General features: G+C 67.7%; 15 protein-coding genes. 9 read left to right on the forward strand and 6 right to left on the reverse strand.

Annotated elements, in window-relative coordinates; all coding sequences use genetic code 11:
• Nucleotides 1–24: 24 nt before the first annotated feature.
• Nucleotides 25–1119 (forward strand): hypothetical protein, encoded by a 1095-nt coding sequence (locus LQ566_RS02605; protein ID WP_231089998.1) that lies wholly within the window; start codon nucleotides 25–27, stop codon nucleotides 1117–1119.
• A gap of 476 nt (nucleotides 1120–1595) precedes the next feature.
• Here LQ566_RS02605 and qcrB read toward each other — a convergent pair whose 3' ends face one another.
• Genes qcrB through ctaE form a run of 4 tightly spaced genes read right to left on the reverse strand, consistent with a single transcriptional unit; the run spans nucleotide 1596 to nucleotide 5850 of the window.
• A complete protein-coding gene (qcrB, locus tag LQ566_RS02610) occupies nucleotides 1596–3287 on the reverse strand; it encodes a cytochrome bc1 complex cytochrome b subunit (RefSeq protein ID WP_231089999.1) in 1692 nt (563 codons plus the stop codon).
• The gene (gene qcrA / locus LQ566_RS02615; RefSeq protein ID WP_231090000.1) at nucleotides 3284–4354 is read right to left on the reverse strand and encodes a cytochrome bc1 complex Rieske iron-sulfur subunit; all 1071 of its coding nucleotides are present in this window, start codon (nucleotides 4352–4354) and stop codon (nucleotides 3284–3286) included. The genes qcrB and qcrA overlap by 4 nt, the downstream gene beginning before the upstream one ends.
• Before the next feature lie 36 nt (nucleotides 4355–4390).
• On the reverse strand, nucleotides 4391–5191 hold the full coding sequence (gene qcrC / locus LQ566_RS02620) for a cytochrome bc1 complex diheme cytochrome c subunit (protein WP_231090001.1): 801 nt from the start codon (nucleotides 5189–5191) through the stop codon (nucleotides 4391–4393).
• A 20-nt stretch (nucleotides 5192–5211) separates the two neighbouring features.
• Nucleotides 5212–5850, reverse strand: a complete 639-nt coding sequence (gene ctaE, locus LQ566_RS02625; protein WP_231090002.1) for an aa3-type cytochrome oxidase subunit III — start codon at nucleotides 5848–5850, stop codon at nucleotides 5212–5214.
• 187 nt (nucleotides 5851–6037) lie between these two features.
• Between ctaE and trpD the strand changes: the two genes are divergently transcribed.
• The 3 genes from trpD to LQ566_RS02640 all read left to right on the forward strand — a co-directional run bounded on the left by trpD (nucleotide 6038) and on the right by LQ566_RS02640 (nucleotide 9460).
• Nucleotides 6038–7102: an anthranilate phosphoribosyltransferase gene (gene trpD, locus LQ566_RS02630; RefSeq protein WP_231090003.1), complete on the forward strand. Its 1065-nt coding sequence runs from the start codon at nucleotides 6038–6040 to the stop codon at nucleotides 7100–7102.
• Between the two features lie 19 nt (nucleotides 7103–7121).
• A complete protein-coding gene (locus tag LQ566_RS02635; RefSeq protein WP_231090004.1) occupies nucleotides 7122–8108 on the forward strand; it encodes a PHP domain-containing protein in 987 nt (328 codons plus the stop codon).
• A 119-nt stretch (nucleotides 8109–8227) separates the two neighbouring features.
• Entirely contained in the window at nucleotides 8228–9460 is a 1233-nt protein-coding gene (locus LQ566_RS02640; RefSeq protein WP_231090005.1) for an MFS transporter, read from the forward strand.
• On the opposite strand, the gene LQ566_RS02645 is transcribed toward LQ566_RS02640, so the two are convergent.
• On the reverse strand, nucleotides 9461–10366 hold the full coding sequence (locus tag LQ566_RS02645) for a 5'-3' exonuclease (RefSeq protein ID WP_231091357.1): 906 nt from the start codon (nucleotides 10364–10366) through the stop codon (nucleotides 9461–9463). It lies immediately after the preceding gene.
• An 84-nt stretch (nucleotides 10367–10450) separates the two neighbouring features.
• Between LQ566_RS02645 and LQ566_RS02650 the strand changes: the two genes are divergently transcribed.
• The 3 genes from LQ566_RS02650 to coaE all read left to right on the forward strand — a co-directional run bounded on the left by LQ566_RS02650 (nucleotide 10451) and on the right by coaE (nucleotide 13136).
• Nucleotides 10451–10822: a TraR/DksA family transcriptional regulator gene (locus LQ566_RS02650; RefSeq protein WP_231090006.1), complete on the forward strand. Its 372-nt coding sequence runs from the start codon at nucleotides 10451–10453 to the stop codon at nucleotides 10820–10822.
• A 180-nt stretch (nucleotides 10823–11002) separates the two neighbouring features.
• On the forward strand, nucleotides 11003–12451 hold the full coding sequence (gene rpsA / locus LQ566_RS02655) for a 30S ribosomal protein S1 (RefSeq protein WP_231090007.1): 1449 nt from the start codon (nucleotides 11003–11005) through the stop codon (nucleotides 12449–12451).
• Between the two features lie 85 nt (nucleotides 12452–12536).
• The gene (gene coaE, locus LQ566_RS02660) at nucleotides 12537–13136 is read left to right on the forward strand and encodes a dephospho-CoA kinase (protein WP_231090008.1); all 600 of its coding nucleotides are present in this window, start codon (nucleotides 12537–12539) and stop codon (nucleotides 13134–13136) included.
• Here coaE and LQ566_RS02665 read toward each other — a convergent pair.
• Complete coding sequence (locus tag LQ566_RS02665) at nucleotides 13124–13726, reverse strand: DUF4126 domain-containing protein (RefSeq protein WP_231090009.1); 603 nt, start codon at nucleotides 13724–13726, stop codon at nucleotides 13124–13126. The two genes, coaE and LQ566_RS02665, sit on opposite strands and share 13 nt — an antisense overlap.
• A 412-nt stretch (nucleotides 13727–14138) precedes the next feature.
• On the opposite strand from LQ566_RS02665, the gene LQ566_RS02670 reads away from it, so the two are divergent.
• Nucleotides 14139–15875, forward strand: a complete 1737-nt coding sequence (locus tag LQ566_RS02670) for a DUF1800 domain-containing protein (RefSeq protein ID WP_231090010.1) — start codon at nucleotides 14139–14141, stop codon at nucleotides 15873–15875.
• A gap of 7 nt (nucleotides 15876–15882) precedes the next feature.
• On the forward strand, nucleotides 15883–17253 hold the full coding sequence (locus LQ566_RS02675; RefSeq protein ID WP_231090011.1) for a DUF1501 domain-containing protein: 1371 nt from the start codon (nucleotides 15883–15885) through the stop codon (nucleotides 17251–17253).
• The last annotated feature ends 12 nt before the right edge of the window (nucleotides 17254–17265 follow it).

Below are 17265 nucleotides of genomic sequence, written 5' to 3' on the forward strand. Positions count from 1 at the left end.
CGGGTGTGTCAGTACCATCTACTCATGCATTCATACCCGACCGGCGGGGCTCCGACGGAACGCGTGTTCCGGCAGTCCCAGACGCGAAAGATCATCTCCGCGATCTTCGTGATCGCGATCCTCGCCGTCCTTGCCTTCCTGTTCATCCCGAAGTTCCTCCCGAACACGATGACGCACGCCCTGCGGTTCACGGTCGCCGGGGTCCTGGTCGCCGTAGTGGCATTCCTCATGCTGGGCTCCGCCCTGGTCTGGACGAATATGCGCGTCGTCGTCACCCCGACGACGGTGGAGGTGCGCCGACCGGGCAAGGTGCTGCACACCTGGGATCGTTCGGTCACCGGGTTCTCGACGCACATCGTCAAGCACAGCACCAACGGCATCCCCACCAACACCGAGCGATCGCTTATCGCCCACTATCCCGGTGGCGAGACGAAGGTCACGTTCAACGCCATGAGCCGCAACGCCTTCAACGAGATGTACGCGCTACTGACCGCGGAGAGCCGCGCCGCCATGGCGCAGGCCGAGGCCCAGGCGATGGCCGCCGCGGGGCAGCCGGTGGTCGATGCGGCCGCAGCGCCGCTGCCGCAGCAGTTCGCTGCGGCGCAGGGCATGGCCGCAGCCGGCCTCCCGCGCACCTTCGAGGTGAACCTCGCTCCCATGCGCAAGCGCGGCCGGATCGCGCTCATCGTGGCCGCCGTGGTGGCGGTGATCGCGGCGGGATTGACGTACATCGGCCTGCAGTCGCCCGATGACTTCGGACTGCTGATGGGGGCGTTCATCGCCTGGTTCGTGGCCGTGGTGTGCGTGCTGGTCTGGCTCGGTACCGTGACCGAGGGGCGCAAGTACCCCAAGGTGACCGAGGTGAGCGCGGGGGGCATCACCATCGATGGCACCGTGTACCCGTACTCGGGCCTCAGCCGCATCTGGCTGACTCCGGAGACCTACCAGCAGCGCAGGCTGCAGCTGGTGGGTCCCACCGGCGTGCGCAAGAAGTACTCGTACGGCGCAGCGACCGCGAAGCCCGACGTGCAGCCGATGCCGCAGTGGGCCGAGCTGGTCCGTGCCCTTCAGGTGGCCACGGCCCACAACCCCGGCCTGGTCTCCTTCGACCTCAACTGACGCGCTCCGTTCACGGGGCGGCGGACTCGTTCCGCCGCCCCTTTTGCGTGCTCTCCTGTCGGCCCCCAACATCCCGGCGCGGGCCGTTCGCGCGCACGAGAGAGAACGCAGCGCAGAAACTCCGCGAGCTGCGTTGTTTGATCTTCCATCCGCCGTACCGCGACGCGATCCGCGCGGTGCAGTTCGGTGGCCGTCGCGAGCGAGCGGGGGTGCGCATGCTGACGTTCGGAAACGGAGAAGGGCGACGTTCGAACGCGGCGGAGGGCGACGTTCGGAAACGGAGAAGGGCGACGTCCGGAAACGGAGAAGGGCGACGTTCGAACGCGGCGGAGGGCGACGTCCGAAAGCGGCGGAGGGCGCGGAGGCGAGCCGCGCGGTGCAGCTCCTGCGGCCGCGAGAGAGCGGGGGGAGCGAGTGCCTGCATCCGGAAACGGTGAAGGGCCCCGACCGAAGTCGGGGCCCTTCATGCTTACTGCTTACTTGTGGTCTTCGTCAGCGCCGATCGCGGCGTGCTCGTCGCCGTGCGATCCTTCGACGCCGTGGGCTGCGTGAGCCTCAGCGGCCTCGATCTCGGACTGCGTGACCGGAGCGAGACGGTCCTCGAAGAACCAGCGGGACAGCGACGCGCGGAGGTTCTGCGTCCACGGGATGCGACCCTGAGCGTTCGGGCGAACCACGAGAGGAGCGTAGGTCTCGTAGTCCACGAGCTTGACGCGCTCGTAGGCGTCGACCGGCTTGTGGACCTCGATGAACTCGCCTCCGGGAAGTCGCACGATGCGACCCGACTCGTAACCGTGCAGCGCGATCTCGCGGTCCTTCTTCTGCAGGGCGATCGCGATGCGCTTCGTGATGAAGTACGCCAGGATCGGGCCCAGGATGAGCGAGACCTGCAGGAAGTGGATCACACCCTCCATCGTGAGGTGGAAGTGCGTCGCGATGAGGTCGGACGACGCCGCCGCCCACATGACCGCGTAGAACGTGACACCGGCCGCACCGATCGCCGTACGGGTCGGCGCGTGACGCGGACGCTGAGCGATGTGGTGCTCGCGCTTGTCACCGGTGACCCAGGCCTCGATGAACGGGTACAGCGCGACCAGCACGATGAATCCGCCGAGGATCACGATCGGGATGATGATGTACCACGTGAACGAGTAGTTGCCGATGATCGTCTCGAGGTGCGGCGGGATGAGACGCAGCATGCCGTCGGCGAAACCGATGTACCAGTCGGGCTGAGTACCGGCGGAGACGGGGGACGGGTCGTACGGGCCATAGTTCCAGATCGGGTTGATCTGGAAGAGCGAGGCCACCAGCACGATCACACCGAACACGATGAAGAAGAAACCACCCATCTTCGACATGTAGACCGGCATCATCGGGAAGCCCACGACGTTGTTGTTCGTGCGGCCGGGGCCGGCGAACTGCGTGTGCTTGTTGATGATCATCAGCACGAGGTGCAGACCCACCATCGCGATGACGAGCATCGGCAGCAGGAGGATGTGCAGCGTGTAGAGGCGGCCGACGATCTGGTCGCCGGGGAACTCGCCGCCGAAGAGGAGGAACGAGGTCCACGTGCCGATCAGCGGGATGCCCTTGACCATGCCGTCGATGATGCGCAGACCGTTACCGGAGAGCAGGTCGTCCGGCAGCGAGTAGCCGGTGAAACCCTCGGCCATCGCGAGGATGAACAGCACGAAGCCGATCACCCAGTTCAGCTCGCGCGGCTTGCGGAACGCGCCGGTGAAGAACACGCGGAGCATGTGCACGCCGATGCCTGCCACGAAGACGAGCGCCGCCCAGTGGTGGATCTGGCGAACCAGCAGACCGCCGCGGATGTCGAACGACAGGCGCAGCGTGGAGTCCATGGCCGCGGACATCTCGACGCCGTTCATCGGGAGATAAGCGCCCGAGTAGTGCGTCTCGACCATCGAGGCCTGGAAGAAGAACGTGAGGAAGGTTCCGGAGAGGAACACGACCACGAAGCTCCACAGCGCGATCTCACCCAGCATGAACGACCAGTGGTCGGGGAAGATCTTACGACCGAGCTCCTTCACGAAGCCGGAGAGGCTCGTGCGCTCGTCGAGGTAGTTCGCGACGCCGCCGACGAACTTGCCGCCGAGAGGCTTGTTGGCGTTGGCCTTCTGCTCGAAAGGCTCGCTTGCGGTGCTCAATGACGCTCCCAGAAGCTCGGGCCGACGGGCTCCGTGAAGTCGCTGCGCGCGATCAGGTATCCCTCGTCGTCAACGGTGATGGGCAGCTGCGGCAGCGGACGAGCCGCCGGGCCGAAGATGACCTTGGCGTGCTCGGTGATGTCGAACTGCGACTGGTGGCACGGGCACAGCAGGTGGTGGGTCTGCTGCTCGTACAGGGCGACGGGGCAGCCGACGTGGGTGCAGACCTTGGAGTAGGCCACGATGCCCTTGTACGACCAGTCCTTGCGCTCCTCGGTCTCGATGAGCTGCTCGGGGTGCAGACGCACCAGGAGCACGATGGCCTTGGCCTTCTCCTCGAGGTAGCCGTCGTGGTGGGAGACGCTCGCGAGCGACTCCGGGATCACGTGCACGGCCGAGCCGAGGGTGAGGTCGGCCGCACGGATGCGGATGCCCTCGGGGTCACTGGCGAGGTACTCGCCTTCCTTCCACATGGTGTGCTGCAGAAGCTTCACCGGGTCGCCCTTGATGGGGTCTTCCTCGCTGGAGTGCGGTGCCAGGCCGCGGAACAGCGTGATGCCGGGGATGATGGAGGCCGCCACCGCCGCGATGAGCGAGTTGCGGATCATCGTGCGACGGCCGAAGCCGCTCTCCTCGTTGGCAGCCGCGAACGCCTGGACAGCAGCTTCGCGGGTGCTCTCCTTGCCACGGGTGCTGTGGCGCTCCTCGATGAACTCCCGGTCGGACATGAGCGCCTTCGACCAGTGGATGGCGCCGATGCCGATCGCCAGCAGCGCGAGCGCGATGCCGAGACCGATGTAGAGGTTGTTGTGGCGCACATCGATGAGGCGCCCGCTCTCGATCGGGAACAGCATGTAAGCGGCGACCGCCCAGATGCTGCCGGCGAGAGAAAGGTAGAACAGGGTGTAGACCGTGCGCTCCGCGGCCTTCTCGGCCTTCGGGTCCTTGTCCGTCATCCGCTCCCGGTGTGGGGGGAGTCCGGGGTTGCGGGCAGGGTCAGAGACCTCGACGGCGAGACCCGCTGAGGGCTGGTGCTCCAGCGCCTTCGAGTCGTCCTCGTGTGCCATTGTGCTCCTCGTACGTGACTTCTTCTGCGGACCGGGTCAGTTGGACTTCGCCGTGATCCACACGGTGATGGCGACGAGCGCGCCGATACCGAAGATCCAGATGAACAGACCCTCGGAGACGGGGCCGAGCGAACCGAGCGTCGCGCCTCCCGGGGAGACCTCCTGCTGCGTGTACAGCAGCGAGGAGATGATGTCGCGCTTGTCCTCATCGGTGAGCGTCATGTTGTTGAACACCGGCATGTTCTGCGGACCGGTCACCATGGCGGCGTAGATGTGAAGGGCGCTGGTGGACGTCAGCGGCGGGGCGAACTTGCCCTCCGTGAGTGCACCACCTGCGGCGGCGACGTTGTGGCACATGGCGCAGTTGATGCGGAACAACTCCGCACCGCGCGCGACATCGCCTTCGCCGTCGAGAACGTGGTCGGCCGGGTACGTAGCACCCGGGGCGACGGACTGCACCCAGGCGGCCATCGCCTTGATCTGGTCCTCGGTGAACTGCACCGGCTTCTGCGGCGCCTGCGGACCCTGGAACTGCAGGGGCATGCGACCGGTGGAGACCTGGAACTCGACCGACAGCTCGCCGACGCCGACGAGCGACGGGCCGCTCTCGCTGCCTTCGAGGTTCATGCCGTGGCAGGTGGCGCAGTTGGCCTGGAACAGCTTCTGGCCGTCCTCGATGGTCAGCGTGCTCGCTGCGCTGGTGTCGGTCGTCGCGGCGACGGCCGCGGATGCTCCGGCGTAGACGCCGCCCGTGACGATGAGGCCCAGGCCGATCATCGCCACCGCGGCGAGGCGGGAACGACGACCCTTCGCGCGAGTCTTCTTCTCTCGTGCCATGTCGGTATCAGCTCCGGTTCTTACTTGAGGAAGTAGATGACGATGAACAGTGCAATCCACACGACATCGACGAAGTGCCAGTAGTACGAGACCACGATTGCGGTGGTCGCCTCCTTGTGGCGGAAGTTCTTCACGGCGTAGGCGCGTCCGATGACGAGGAGGAACGCGATCAGGCCACCCGTGACGTGGAGGGCGTGGAAGCCGGTGGTGAGGTAGAAGGCGGACGCATAGGAGTCGGCCTGGATGGGCATGCCCTCGGCGACGAGCGTGGCGTACTCCCACACCTGGCCGGTGACGAAGATGGCCCCGAGCACGAAGGTGAGCCAGAACCACTCGACCATTCCCCAGCCGAGGATGCCGCGCTTCTTGGTGGAGTACGGCTGCATACGCTCGGCGGCGAACACGCCCATCTGGCAGGTCACCGAGGACAGCACCAGGATGGCGGTGTTCACGAACGCGTAGGGCACGTTCAGCATCTCGGTGCGGCTACCCCACAGATCGCCCGAGGTGCTCCTCAGGGTGAAGTAGATCGCGAAAAGGCCTGCGAAGAACATGACCTCCGAACCGAGCCACACGATGGTGCCAACGGAGACGGGGTCGGGTCGCTTGATGGTTCGCGCCACGGGGGCATGCGTCACTGTGCTCGTCACAAGTCCCATTATTGCTGATTTTCTGTCAGGGTTTTCGCAGTTGACGCCTTTCGGGCCAGGGGTCGACACTCAGGCGGGCGTGCGCGGACCCTGGGAACCAGCAGTGCATCAGGGGCGGACCAGCCGAGCGCCTGCGTGGAAGCCGTCCAAGATGCCGACGCACTGTCGGCGTGTCGCTCGCTTATAGGATCGGCACATGACCGAATCGCTCACCTGGCCTGACCTCCTGACCGCTCTCCTGGAGCGTCGTGACCTCAGCGTGTGGGAGTCGACGTGGGCGATGCGGCAGGTGATGGCGGGCGAGGTGAGCGATGCCCAGCTCGCCGGATTCCTGGTCGCATTGCGAGCCAAGGGCGAGACCGTCGACGAGATCGTGGGCTTCCGGGACGCCATCCTCGAGGCCGCTCTGCCGCTGCCCGTGCCGGTCGACGTCCTCGACATCGTCGGCACCGGGGGAGACCGCCACAGCACGGTGAACGTGTCCACGATGGCGTCCATCGTCTGTGCGGCCGCTGGTGTTCCGGTCGTGAAGCACGGCAACAAAGCCGCGAGTTCCTCTTCCGGCGCTTCGGATGTGGTGACCGCACTGGGCGTGGATCTCTCGCTCTCGCCCGACGGCGTCGCGGAGGTGCTGGCCCGCACCGGGCTCACCTTCGCCTGGGCGGCCGCCTTCCACCCCGGCTTCCGTCATGCCGGAGCGACCCGCAGCCAGCTCGGTGTGCCGACGGTTTTCAACATCCTCGGGCCGTTGTGCAACCCGGCCCGCGCCGAGGCGAATGCGGTCGGCGTCGCGCAGCTCGACCGCGTCCCGCTGATCACCGGAGTCTTCCGGACCCGGGGGGCCACCGCGCTCGTATTCCGGGGCGATGACGGACTGGATGAGATGACCACCACCGGCCACAGTCGTGTCTGGGAGGTCACGCGCGGCGACATCCACGAGCACGACATCGACCCGCGGGACCTGGGCATCCCCTTCGCGCAGCTGTCGGATCTGCGAGGCGGCGATCCGCAGCACAACGCCGGCGTCGTTCGCTCGGTGCTCGCCGGAACGTCAGGCCCTGTCCGGGACATCGTTGTGCTGAACGCTGCGGCCGGCATGGTCGCGCACCGTCTCTCGCATGATGCGACCCAGGTCCAGCGGCCGATGCTCGAGCGTCTGGCGGAGGCTGCGGACGACGCGCGCGCCGCCATCGACAGCGGTGCCGCGCAGGCGCAGCTTGCTTCGTGGATCGACGTGACACGGGAGCTCGCGACCGCCTGATGGCGCTGCGGAGCAGGCGATGGAACCCGTTGACGCCCTGACCGAGATCGCGACCCTGCTGGAGCGGGAGCGCGCCTCGAAGTACCGGTCGAAGGCGTTCCGCTCGGCGGCAGCGGCCATCGACGGACTGTCGGGGGCGGAACTGGGTGACCGGTTGCGCACCGCACACATTCCGGGCGTGGGGGACACGAGCCGTACGGTGATCCTGCAGTCGCTTGAGGGTCGGGTCCCGGACTATCTCGCCGAGCTCCGTGCACGATACGCCGTGACGGAGAGCACGCTGCGCACCCAATTGCGTGGCGATCTGCACGCTCACACCGATTGGTCGGATGGAACGGCGGGCATCGAGGCCATGATCGACGCCGCCGCGTCCCTGGGGCACGAGTATCAGGCGATCACGGATCACTCGCCACGGCTGCGCGTCGCGCGCGGGCTGACCGCGGAGCGCCTGGCCGCCCAGCTCGACGTGATCGAGCGGATGCAGACGCCCATCCGGGTGCTTCGCGGGATCGAGGTCGACATCCTCGAGGACGGCACCTTGGACCAGACGGACGAGATGCTCGCGCGCCTCGACGTCGTCGTCGGCTCGGTGCACTCGAAGCTGCGCAGCTCGCGTGAAGAGATGACCAGGCGGATGGTGCGCGCGATCGGCTCGGGACGCATGCACGTCCTCGGCCATGTGACGGGTCGTCTCGTGACCGGTGAACGGGGGACGCGCCCGCCCTCCGAGCTGGACGCCCGCGCCGTGTTCGCGGCGTGTGCCCAACACGGTGTCGCGGTCGAGATCAACTCCCGACCGGAGCGTGCCGACCCGCCGGACGACCTCATCGCCGTCGCCCTGGAGGAGGGGTGCCTGTTCGCCATCGATTCGGACGCGCACGCGCCGGGTCAGGTCTCGCTCCTGGACCATGGTGCGGCGCGCGCTGAGGCCTGCGCGGTGCCCGCCCAGCGCATTGTCACCACCTGGCCGCTCGCTCGCCTGGAGGCGTGGCTCGCTCGCGACTGAGGCGAAGCGGCTCGCGATGAGACAGAAGCCGCGGCGTGGCCGATCGCTCGCCTGCAGGCGAGGCTGGCGCGTGGCTGGCGCGGGCCTGAGGCGAAGCGGCTCGCGCCTAGACTGAAGTGATGTCCTCTTCAGCGGTGCGCCGATCACTTCCCTGGCTCGCACTGGCGGGCGTGATGGTGGCTGCTCTCTCGATGCGGTCGCCCATCGTGGCACCGACTCCCGTGATGTCACGCATCACGGCCGATTTCGGCATCGACGCGGGGACGGCCGGTCTGCTGACCACGGCACCCGTGCTGATGTTCGCGCTGATGACTCCGGTCGCGGCACTCGTGATCCGCCGTCGTGGTGCCGAGTTCGCCCTGATGACGACGCTCGTTGGCGTGCTGATCGGCACGTTCGTGCGCGGTCTGCCCGGGTTCGGCTGGATGCTGGTCGGAATGATCATCATCGGCGGCTCGATCACGATCGGCAACGTGGTGGCCCCCGTGATCATCCGTCGCGAGGCCCCGCCGGCGCGCGTGGCGACGATGACGGCCGCCTACACGGCGATGCTCAACGTCGGATCCCTGATCACCTCCCTGGCGACGGCGCCGCTGGCGTCGGCGATCGGATGGCAGTGGGCGCTCATGGCCTGGAGCGGTCTGACGGTGATCGGGATCCTGCTGTGGAGTGCACACATGGCCCGCCGGCGCGCGATCGTGCCCTCCGCGGCTGACGCCCTTCCCGAACGTGATGCTGTCGCGACCATCACAGGCCCCACCCCCGTCGTCGGTGCCGGATCGAGGCAGCGGGTGCTGCGACCGATCACCGTGCTGCTGATGCTCGCCTTCGGATGTCAGTCGGCGGCCTATTACGCGCTGACGACGTGGCTGCCGACGATCGGCGCCGATCGGCTGGGGCTGGACGCGAATGCCGCCGGCGCGATGTCCTCGGTGTTCCAGGGCGTGGCCATCATCGGCGCCTTCCTCGTTCCGGTGCTGGCCCGGTACACGCCGCCGCTGGTTCCGGTGATCGTGGTCGGTGCGACCTGGGTCACCACGACGCTCGGGCTCGCCGTCGCTCCCGAGCTCATGCTGCTCTGGATGTGCGTCGGTGCCGTCGCGCAGGCGGGCGGCTTCGTGGCGATCTTCGCCATGATGGTGCAGATCTCGCGCTCCGACGCCGAGGCTGCTGGCATGAGCGCGCTGGTGCAGGGTGTCGGCTACGTGATCAGCTCGCTCGGTGCACCCCTGACGGGCCTGCTCTACGACCTCTCGGGAGGCTGGACACTGCCGCTGTGGTCGCTCGTCGGCGTGACTGTGGCCTACGCGATCATGCTGATCGGCGCCGCCCTCACGGCACGGCGCGGATGATCAGGCGCTGATCGCCGCCAGGTATCGCTCCAGGGCGGATGCGTAGCCGTGCTTCTCGGCGAGTTCGCGCGCGGCGGCGGCCCGATCGTCGCCCAGCGCACCGACGGAGCCCGCAACGACGTCGATGTCCACGGCCCGGGCGACAGCCACGACCGTGGGGGCGACTTCCAGGTAGACGGCCGCCGCGAGGATCTTCTTCTGCACTCCGGCGCTCATGCCGGTGCCGCTCTCCGCCGCGGTCAGGATGCCCGCCAGCGAGCCATGCTGCTGAAGGAGTGCTGCGGCCGTCTTCTCGCCGACCCCGGCGACGCCGGGGAGACCGTCGGAGGCATCGCCGCGCATGGTGGCGAAATCGGCGTACTGATCGGGGCGGATGCCGTACTTCGCGACGATGGTCTCGTCGGTCACGACTTCGAGGTTGCTCATGCCGCGTGCGGTGTAGATGACACGGACGCCGCGCGCGTCGTCCACGAGCTGGAACAGATCACGATCGCCCGTGACGATGTCCACGGCGCCGGAGGAGCGTGTGGCCAGGGTGCCGATGATGTCATCGGCCTCGTACCCGGCGGCACCCACGATCGGGATGCCCAGCGAATCCAGCATCGCGCGGATGGCCGGAATCTGCGCGGTGAGGTCGTCCGGCGTCTCCTCGACATCCGGCTCACCGGTGCGTTCAGCGATCACCCGGTGCGCCTTGTACGTGGGGATGAGGTCCACCCGCCACTGTGGACGCCAGTCGTCGTCCCAGCAGGCGACGATCCCATCGGGCCGGTAGGTGGTCACGAGCTTGGTGATGATGTCCAGCAGGCCCCGCACCGCGTTGGCCGGGCTGCCGTCTGCAGCGCGTACGGTGTCGGGGACACCGTAGAACGCGCGGAAGTAGAGCGAGGCGGTGTCAAGGAGCATCGTGCGGGTCACGAGGCCATCATGCCCTGTTCGGGGCCCGTCGATGCACGGCCACGCTGCGGTGGAGCGCGGTACGGTACGAACATGGTGCAGCAGCCGAATGACCCGGCCCGCGCCGGCGACCTTCTCGCGCAGCGGCGCATTGCAGCGGAGGAACGGGCCGCCGGCGTGGCCGAGGTGCTCGCGCACCTCGGCGGACTTCGAGACAGTGCCGGCGGCGATGATGAGCACGACCCCGAGGGCGTGCCGTTGTCGGAGGAGTGGGCGCGGCTGGTCGCGCAGCGCGACGCGGCCGAACACGAGGTCCGGGAGATCGCCGCCGCGCAAGCCCGTCTTGCCGAGGGGCGCTACGGCATCTGCATCGACTGCGGCCGCGAGATCCCCCACGGCCGCCTGGACGTTCTGCCGTTCGCGCTGCGCTGCGTGCCGTGTGCGGAGAAAGCGGGTTCGCGCTGAGCGAGCCACGACGCGCGCGGGCTACGTCCTTCTGATAGTGTTGACTGTCACGGATTTGTGGCGGTTTCGCCGCGCCGTGATCAGCAACACAATCATCCAATCGCCTCGCGGCTGAGACGTGCTCGCACGTCATCGACGTCGTGCGGCCCGAGAAACATCCACACAAGGACAACCCACTACATGACTAACGCAAGCGCCCCGGCCACCAAGCAGGTCGCGATCAACGACATCGGATCTGCGGAGGACTTCCTGGCCGCGGTCGAGAAGACGCTCAAGTTCTTCAACGACGGCGACATCATCGAGGGCACGATCGTCAAGATCGACCGCGACGAGGTCCTGCTCGACGTCGGCTACAAGACCGAGGGTGTCATCCCCTCGCGTGAGCTTTCCATCAAGCACGACGTCGACCCCAACGAGGTCGTCAGCGTCGGCGACCAGGTCGAAGCCCTCGTTCTTCAGAAGGAGGACAAGGAAGGCCGCCTCATCCTGTCGAAGAAGCGTGCGCAGTACGAGCGCGCGTGGGGCGACGTGGAGAAGATCAAGGAGAACGACGGCGTCGTCACAGGTTCGGTCATCGAGGTCGTCAAGGGCGGCCTCATCGTCGACATCGGCCTGCGCGGCTTCCTCCCGGCTTCGCTCATCGAGCTGCGTCGCGTCCGCGACCTGACCCCGTACCTGGGCCAGGAGATCGAGGCGAAGATCCTCGAGCTGGACAAGAACCGCAACAACGTCGTGCTCTCGCGCCGCGCTCTGCTGGAGCAGACGCAGTCCGAGACCCGCACGCACTTCCTCAACAACCTGCACAAGGGTCAGGTTCGCAAGGGTGTCGTGTCCTCGATCGTCAACTTCGGTGCGTTCGTGGACCTGGGCGGCGTCGACGGTCTCGTCCACGTCTCCGAGCTGTCGTGGAAGCACATCGAGCACGCTTCCGAGGTCGTCGAGGTTGGCCAGGAGGTCACCGTCGAGATCCTCGAGGTCGACCTCGATCGTGAGCGCGTCTCCCTGTCGCTGAAGGCGACGCAGGAGGACCCGTGGCAGGTCTTCGCCCGTACCCACGCCATCGGCCAGGTCACCCCGGGTAAGGTCACCAAGCTCGTTCCGTTCGGTGCGTTCGTTCGCGTCGCAGACGGCATCGAGGGCCTCGTCCACATCTCCGAGCTCTCCGGCAAGCACGTCGAGCTCGCGGAGCAGGTCGTCTCGGTCGGCGAAGAGGTCTTCGTCAAGGTCATCGACATCGACCTGGACCGTCGTCGTATCTCGCTGTCGCTGAAGCAGGCCAACGAGTCGGTCGACCCGTACGGCACCGAGTTCGACCCGGCCCTCTACGGCATGGTCGCGGAGTACGACGAGAACGGCGAGTACCAGTACCCGGAGGGCTTCGACGCCGAGACCGGTGCCTGGAAGGAAGGCTTCGACGCCCAGCGCGAGAAGTGGGAGCAGGAGTACGCTGCTGCCCAGGCTCGCTGGGAGCAGCACAAGGCTCAGGTCCTCAAGGCTGCCGAGGCCGAGGCGCAGAACGACTCGTTCGACGCGTCCTCGTCCTTCACGAGCGACTCCAACTCGTCCGGCACGCTGGCCGACGACGAGGCTCTCGCGGCTCTGCGCGAGAAGCTCGCGGGCAACGCCTGATCCAGCCCTCACACAACGGGGTCGGGACCTTCGGGTCCCGGCCCCGTTGCCGTATGTGCACACGGGGCGGTGGCAGGATGGACCCATGCCCCTGATCGCACTCACCGGCGGAATCGCGTCCGGGAAGTCCACCGTCGCGGCTCGCCTCGCATCTCACGGTGCGATCGTCATCGATGCCGACGCGATCGTGCACGAGCTCCAAGCCCCGCATCAGCCGCTTCTCGACGAGATCGCCGACGCCTTCGGGACCGACATGGTGGTCGATGGCGTTCTCGACCGTGCGCGGCTCGGACGGGCGGTCTTCGGCCGTCCAGACCGGCTCGCGAAACTCAACGCGATCGTGCATCCGGCGGTGAAGCGTGAGTCGCAGCGGCGATTCGCGCAGGCACGCGCCGACGATCCGAACGCCGTGATCGTCTACGACGTGCCTCTGCTCGCCGAGGCGCGCGGCACGGGAGAGTGGGATCTGGTCGTCGTGGCCGATGCTCCCGCTGACGTGCGGGCGGATCGTCTCGTGTCCCTTCGCGGGATGTCCCGGGAGGACGCCCTGCGGCGCATTGGATCCCAGGTCGGAGACGATGAGCGCCGCGCTCTCGCGGACGTGGTGATCGACACCAGCGGTTCGCTCGATCACACCCGTGCGCAGGTCGACGCGCTCTGGGCTCGGCTGACTCAGCCGGCCTGAGCAGCTCGCAGCTCGCGCCGTCGCCGCCGGCCGCGCCGGATCATCATCACCCCCGCGACGACCAGCGCCACGACCAGGAGGATGGCGAGGACCGGCAGCAGGATCGCCAGGACGGACACCACGGCCGACACCCCGTCCTCGATCGTGCTGAGGACGGGCGCAGCGACTCCGCCGGTTGCGATGTTCGCCACCGGGCGCGCAGTGGCCTTGATCCCGTGAACCACCAGGGCGATGACCACACCGGTGATGACCGGCCCCCAGTCGATCGCGCCCCACGAGGAGCCGTCGTCGAGTGACAGCACCTCGGCGCTGGCCCCGGCGCCGAAGACGATGCCACCGGCGGCAGGACGGATGGCTGTGTGGACGATGTCGTTCACCGTGTCCAGCGCAGGGATCTTGTCCGCGACCACCTCCACGACCAGGAGCGCGCCGATGATCCACAGCGCGAGATCGGATGACAGCCACTGCCACGTTGCAGGCAAGGGCACGAGATCGGTGAACCGCGACAGCAGGCCCAGCACCAGGAGGGGGATCCACGCGTTCAGCCCCGCCGCAGCGGCGAGTGAGGAACCCACGAGAGTCTCGATCACTCCGCCAGCCTATCCAGCGTGAACGTGCTCTCATGAGCGTGAGAGAACCCTCATGCTGGCCTGCGCCCCGCATTCATGCTGAGTCGCTAGTCTCTAAATACCTCCCTGCGTCCCCTCGTTGAATCTCATTCAGCTGCAGAGGTACCCCACGATGCATCCCGAAGCGGACGTTCCGCACGACATCGTCCCCGCCACTCGTCGCGACGCGCGTCGCCTGCGTGGGGATGCCGACGCCGTAGGAGCGGCGGACGGCACACCAGAGCCGTCGCCTCCACGGCGCGCCGTCGTTCGGCTGGGTGTGCCCGCGCTGCTCCTTCCGAAGCCGGGATCCGCCCCGGTTACGGCCCCGCGGCCGAGCACGCCGCCAGGCGGCGGTGCCGCCGGTGCGCCCGTCCCGGTGCCGTCATCGCCGGTGCCCCAGCCGTCTCGGGTACCGGATCCGACGAGCACCCCGCAGCCGATTCGGCGCCCGGAAGACAGTGTCGGCCCGGAGGCCCCGAAGGATCGCGATGATTCACTCACGCGTGCGGAGCCCGAGCCGGCAGCACCGCAGCCGGTCGATCCGCCGCTGCCGCGCAATCCCGCCCCCCTGCTTCCGGACGATCCCGAAGATCCCGACGATCCCGCCTCGCCGGAGGACCCGGGTGAACCGAGCACTGAGCCCACGCGTCCGTCTGATCCTGTCGAGCCGACCGACCCCGCCAAGCCCGCACCTCCGCGACGACCTGCGGATCAGCTCACCATTCCCGTCGCGGACACCGCCGAGGCCCGCCGCCACCTGCTGCGCCGGGCCGGACTCGCGGTGGGGGCGGGGGCGCTGGGCGAGATCGAGAGCGCAGGGCTGCAATCATGGATCGCTCAGCAGCTCGATCCTTCCGTGGAGGACGTGATCGAGCCGACCTTGCGTGCGTGGTATCCCGCGTCCTACTTCACCATTGACCAGGCGCGCGAGACGCTCGCGGACGATGGCGACCCCACCGCGGCCAGCGAGACCGAGCAGTCCACGCTGGCGCGACGCATGTTCGGATCCCGTCAGATCTTCGAGCAGATCGTCGACGTCTTCGCCAACACCCTCAATGTGCCGCCGGCCTACGGCAACAGCATGACCTGGAGTGTGGCCGACTACCACCGGACGGTGATTCGCGCGCACGCACTGGGCAGATACGCGGACATGCTGCATGCCGCCGCCCGGCACCCAGCGATGATGGTGGTACTGGACAACCGGCGTTCGACCGCTGCCGACGTGAACGAGAACTACGGTCGCGAACTGCTGGAACTGCACACCGTGGGCTATGGCGCGTATACGGAAGCGGAAGTGCGCAGCTCGTCGATGATCATGTCCGGTCGCCGGATCGCCGATCAGGCGTTCAGCTGGGAACCGCAGCATCACGCTCTGGGTCCGGTGAGCGTGCTGGGATTCACCGATGACAATGCGGACCCCACGGCCGGGCTCGACCTCGGTGACCGGTACATCGCCCATTTGGCGCACCACCCGCGTACCGCGGAGACCGTGGCACGCAAGCTCGCCGTCCGCTTCGTCTCCGACCGGCCGTCCGCGGACCTGATCGCGGCGCTGGCGGACGTGTACTTGGCGACGGCTACGGACATCAGGGCCGTGATGGTGGCCTTGTTCGGCAGTGATGAGTTCTGGGATGCCCAGGGAACGAAACTGCGCCGTCCGACGGACGACCTGTGCGGCGTGATCCGGTGCATCGGGATGACCATCGACCGCACCAACATCGACGAAGTGCGCCACATGTTCTGGACCGTCGACAACCTGGGCGACGCGCCGCTGCGCTGGGGGCCACCGAACGGGTACCCGGACGTGGCCGAAGCCTGGCTCGGCGCCGGGCAGGTCGCGGGGCGCTGGGATCATCACCGTGAACTCATCAACGGCGACCGCCTCACCTTCTCGCCCTCCGAGGAATTTCTCGCCGGCATCACCCCGGGCCTCGGGCAGACGGCAGGCAGCTGGGCGGACCAGGTGAGCCGCATCACGCTCGGCGCTCCGATCGATGACCGCGACCTCGCGGCTGTCACCGCCTTCCTGGGTCTGTCCGCAGACGCGGTGGTGGAGCCGCGCCATGCCAATCAGAAGGCGAGCGTGGCTGCTCTGCTCTTCGACTCACCCCGCTACCTCCTGCGATAGGACCCCGATGAGCAACGACTTCATGCCGCACCCGGACTGCCCGGACTGGCGAGACCTTGGTCCGAACGACGACGAGGCGATGATCCGCCTGATGGGCGAGGCCGTTCGCGCCGATGCCGACGAGCGGCCCGAGCAGTGGCGGCGGGGCTTCACCCGTCGGCAGGTGCTCGCCGGCGGTCTTGGTTTCGGCGTCGCGGCCCTGGGGGCGCAGCTGGTGACCACCCGTGTGTCCTATGCCCAGGCTGCGGACGGCGCCGATGAGGTGGGTACACGACGCACCCTGGTTGTCGTGTTCCTGCGGGGCGGCATGGACGGGCTGTCCGTGCTGGTCCCGGCTGACGACCCGCAGCTGCAGGTCTGGCGCCCCGATATCGCCGTCCGCCCGGGCAATCTGATGCGGATGGACGAGAGGTTCGGACTTCACCCCGCCCTGGGCGCCCTGAAGCCCATGATCGACCGGGGGCTCGTGGCCGCGGTCCCCGACATCGCGACGCCACAGCTGACGCGCAGCCACTTCCAGGCGCAGGACTGCCTGGAGCGCGGTGGCTCCGGCGGCGCATCGTCGCGCGGGTGGCTTGATCGGGTGCTGGAAGCCAGCGGAGAGGGGACCACCTTCCGCTCCATGTCGATGACCTCGAACCTCACGCGCTCGCTCGCCGGCGTAAGCCGGTCACTCGTGGCCGAGCACCCGTCGGATCTGACCTTCCGTTCGCCACGTGAATGGGGCGGTGCGACCCGCGATGCCCTCTCGGTGCTGTACACGGGGCTGGATCATCCGATCGCGGTGCATGCCCGCATCGCGCTCGACGTGGACGCACAGGCGGCCACGATCGCCGCCTCGCAGGACTCGCGCCCGGACATCTATCCCGAAGGGGAATTCGGTCAGCAGCTGCGAATGCTCTCGACGCTGATCCGGGATGACATGGGCGTGCGCGTCGCGACCGTGGACCTCGGCGGCTGGGACATGCACACCGGGGTCGGCGATGAGGGTAGCGGAGACATGAAGGACATGCTGACTGCGCTCGGCGATGGACTCGCCGCATTCTTCACCGACCTCGGAGAGAAGGCGGACACCACCACGGTCATCCTGATGAGCGAGTTCGGGCGCCGGGTGAATCAGAACGCGAGCGGGGGTGTGGACCACGGCCATGGCGGCCTCGCGATCGCCATGGGCGGCGGTGTCCGCGGTGGCGTGTACGGCGAATGGCGCGGGCTCGACAGTGCGATGCTCGAGACCGGTGATCTGCCGGGCACGAACGACTTCCGCGACTTCCTGAGCGAGGTGGTGCAAGGGACGGTCGGGCTGAGCAGCGCGCAGACGTCCGCCGTGTTCGATGGCTGGCGGCCGACGACGATGGGCTTCCTCGCGCCGGTCTGAGTGTCGCCGTGC

The sequence above is a fragment of the Microbacterium nymphoidis genome (assembly GCF_021044885.1).
Classification (GTDB): Bacteria; Actinomycetota; Actinomycetes; order Actinomycetales; family Microbacteriaceae; genus Microbacterium; species Microbacterium nymphoidis.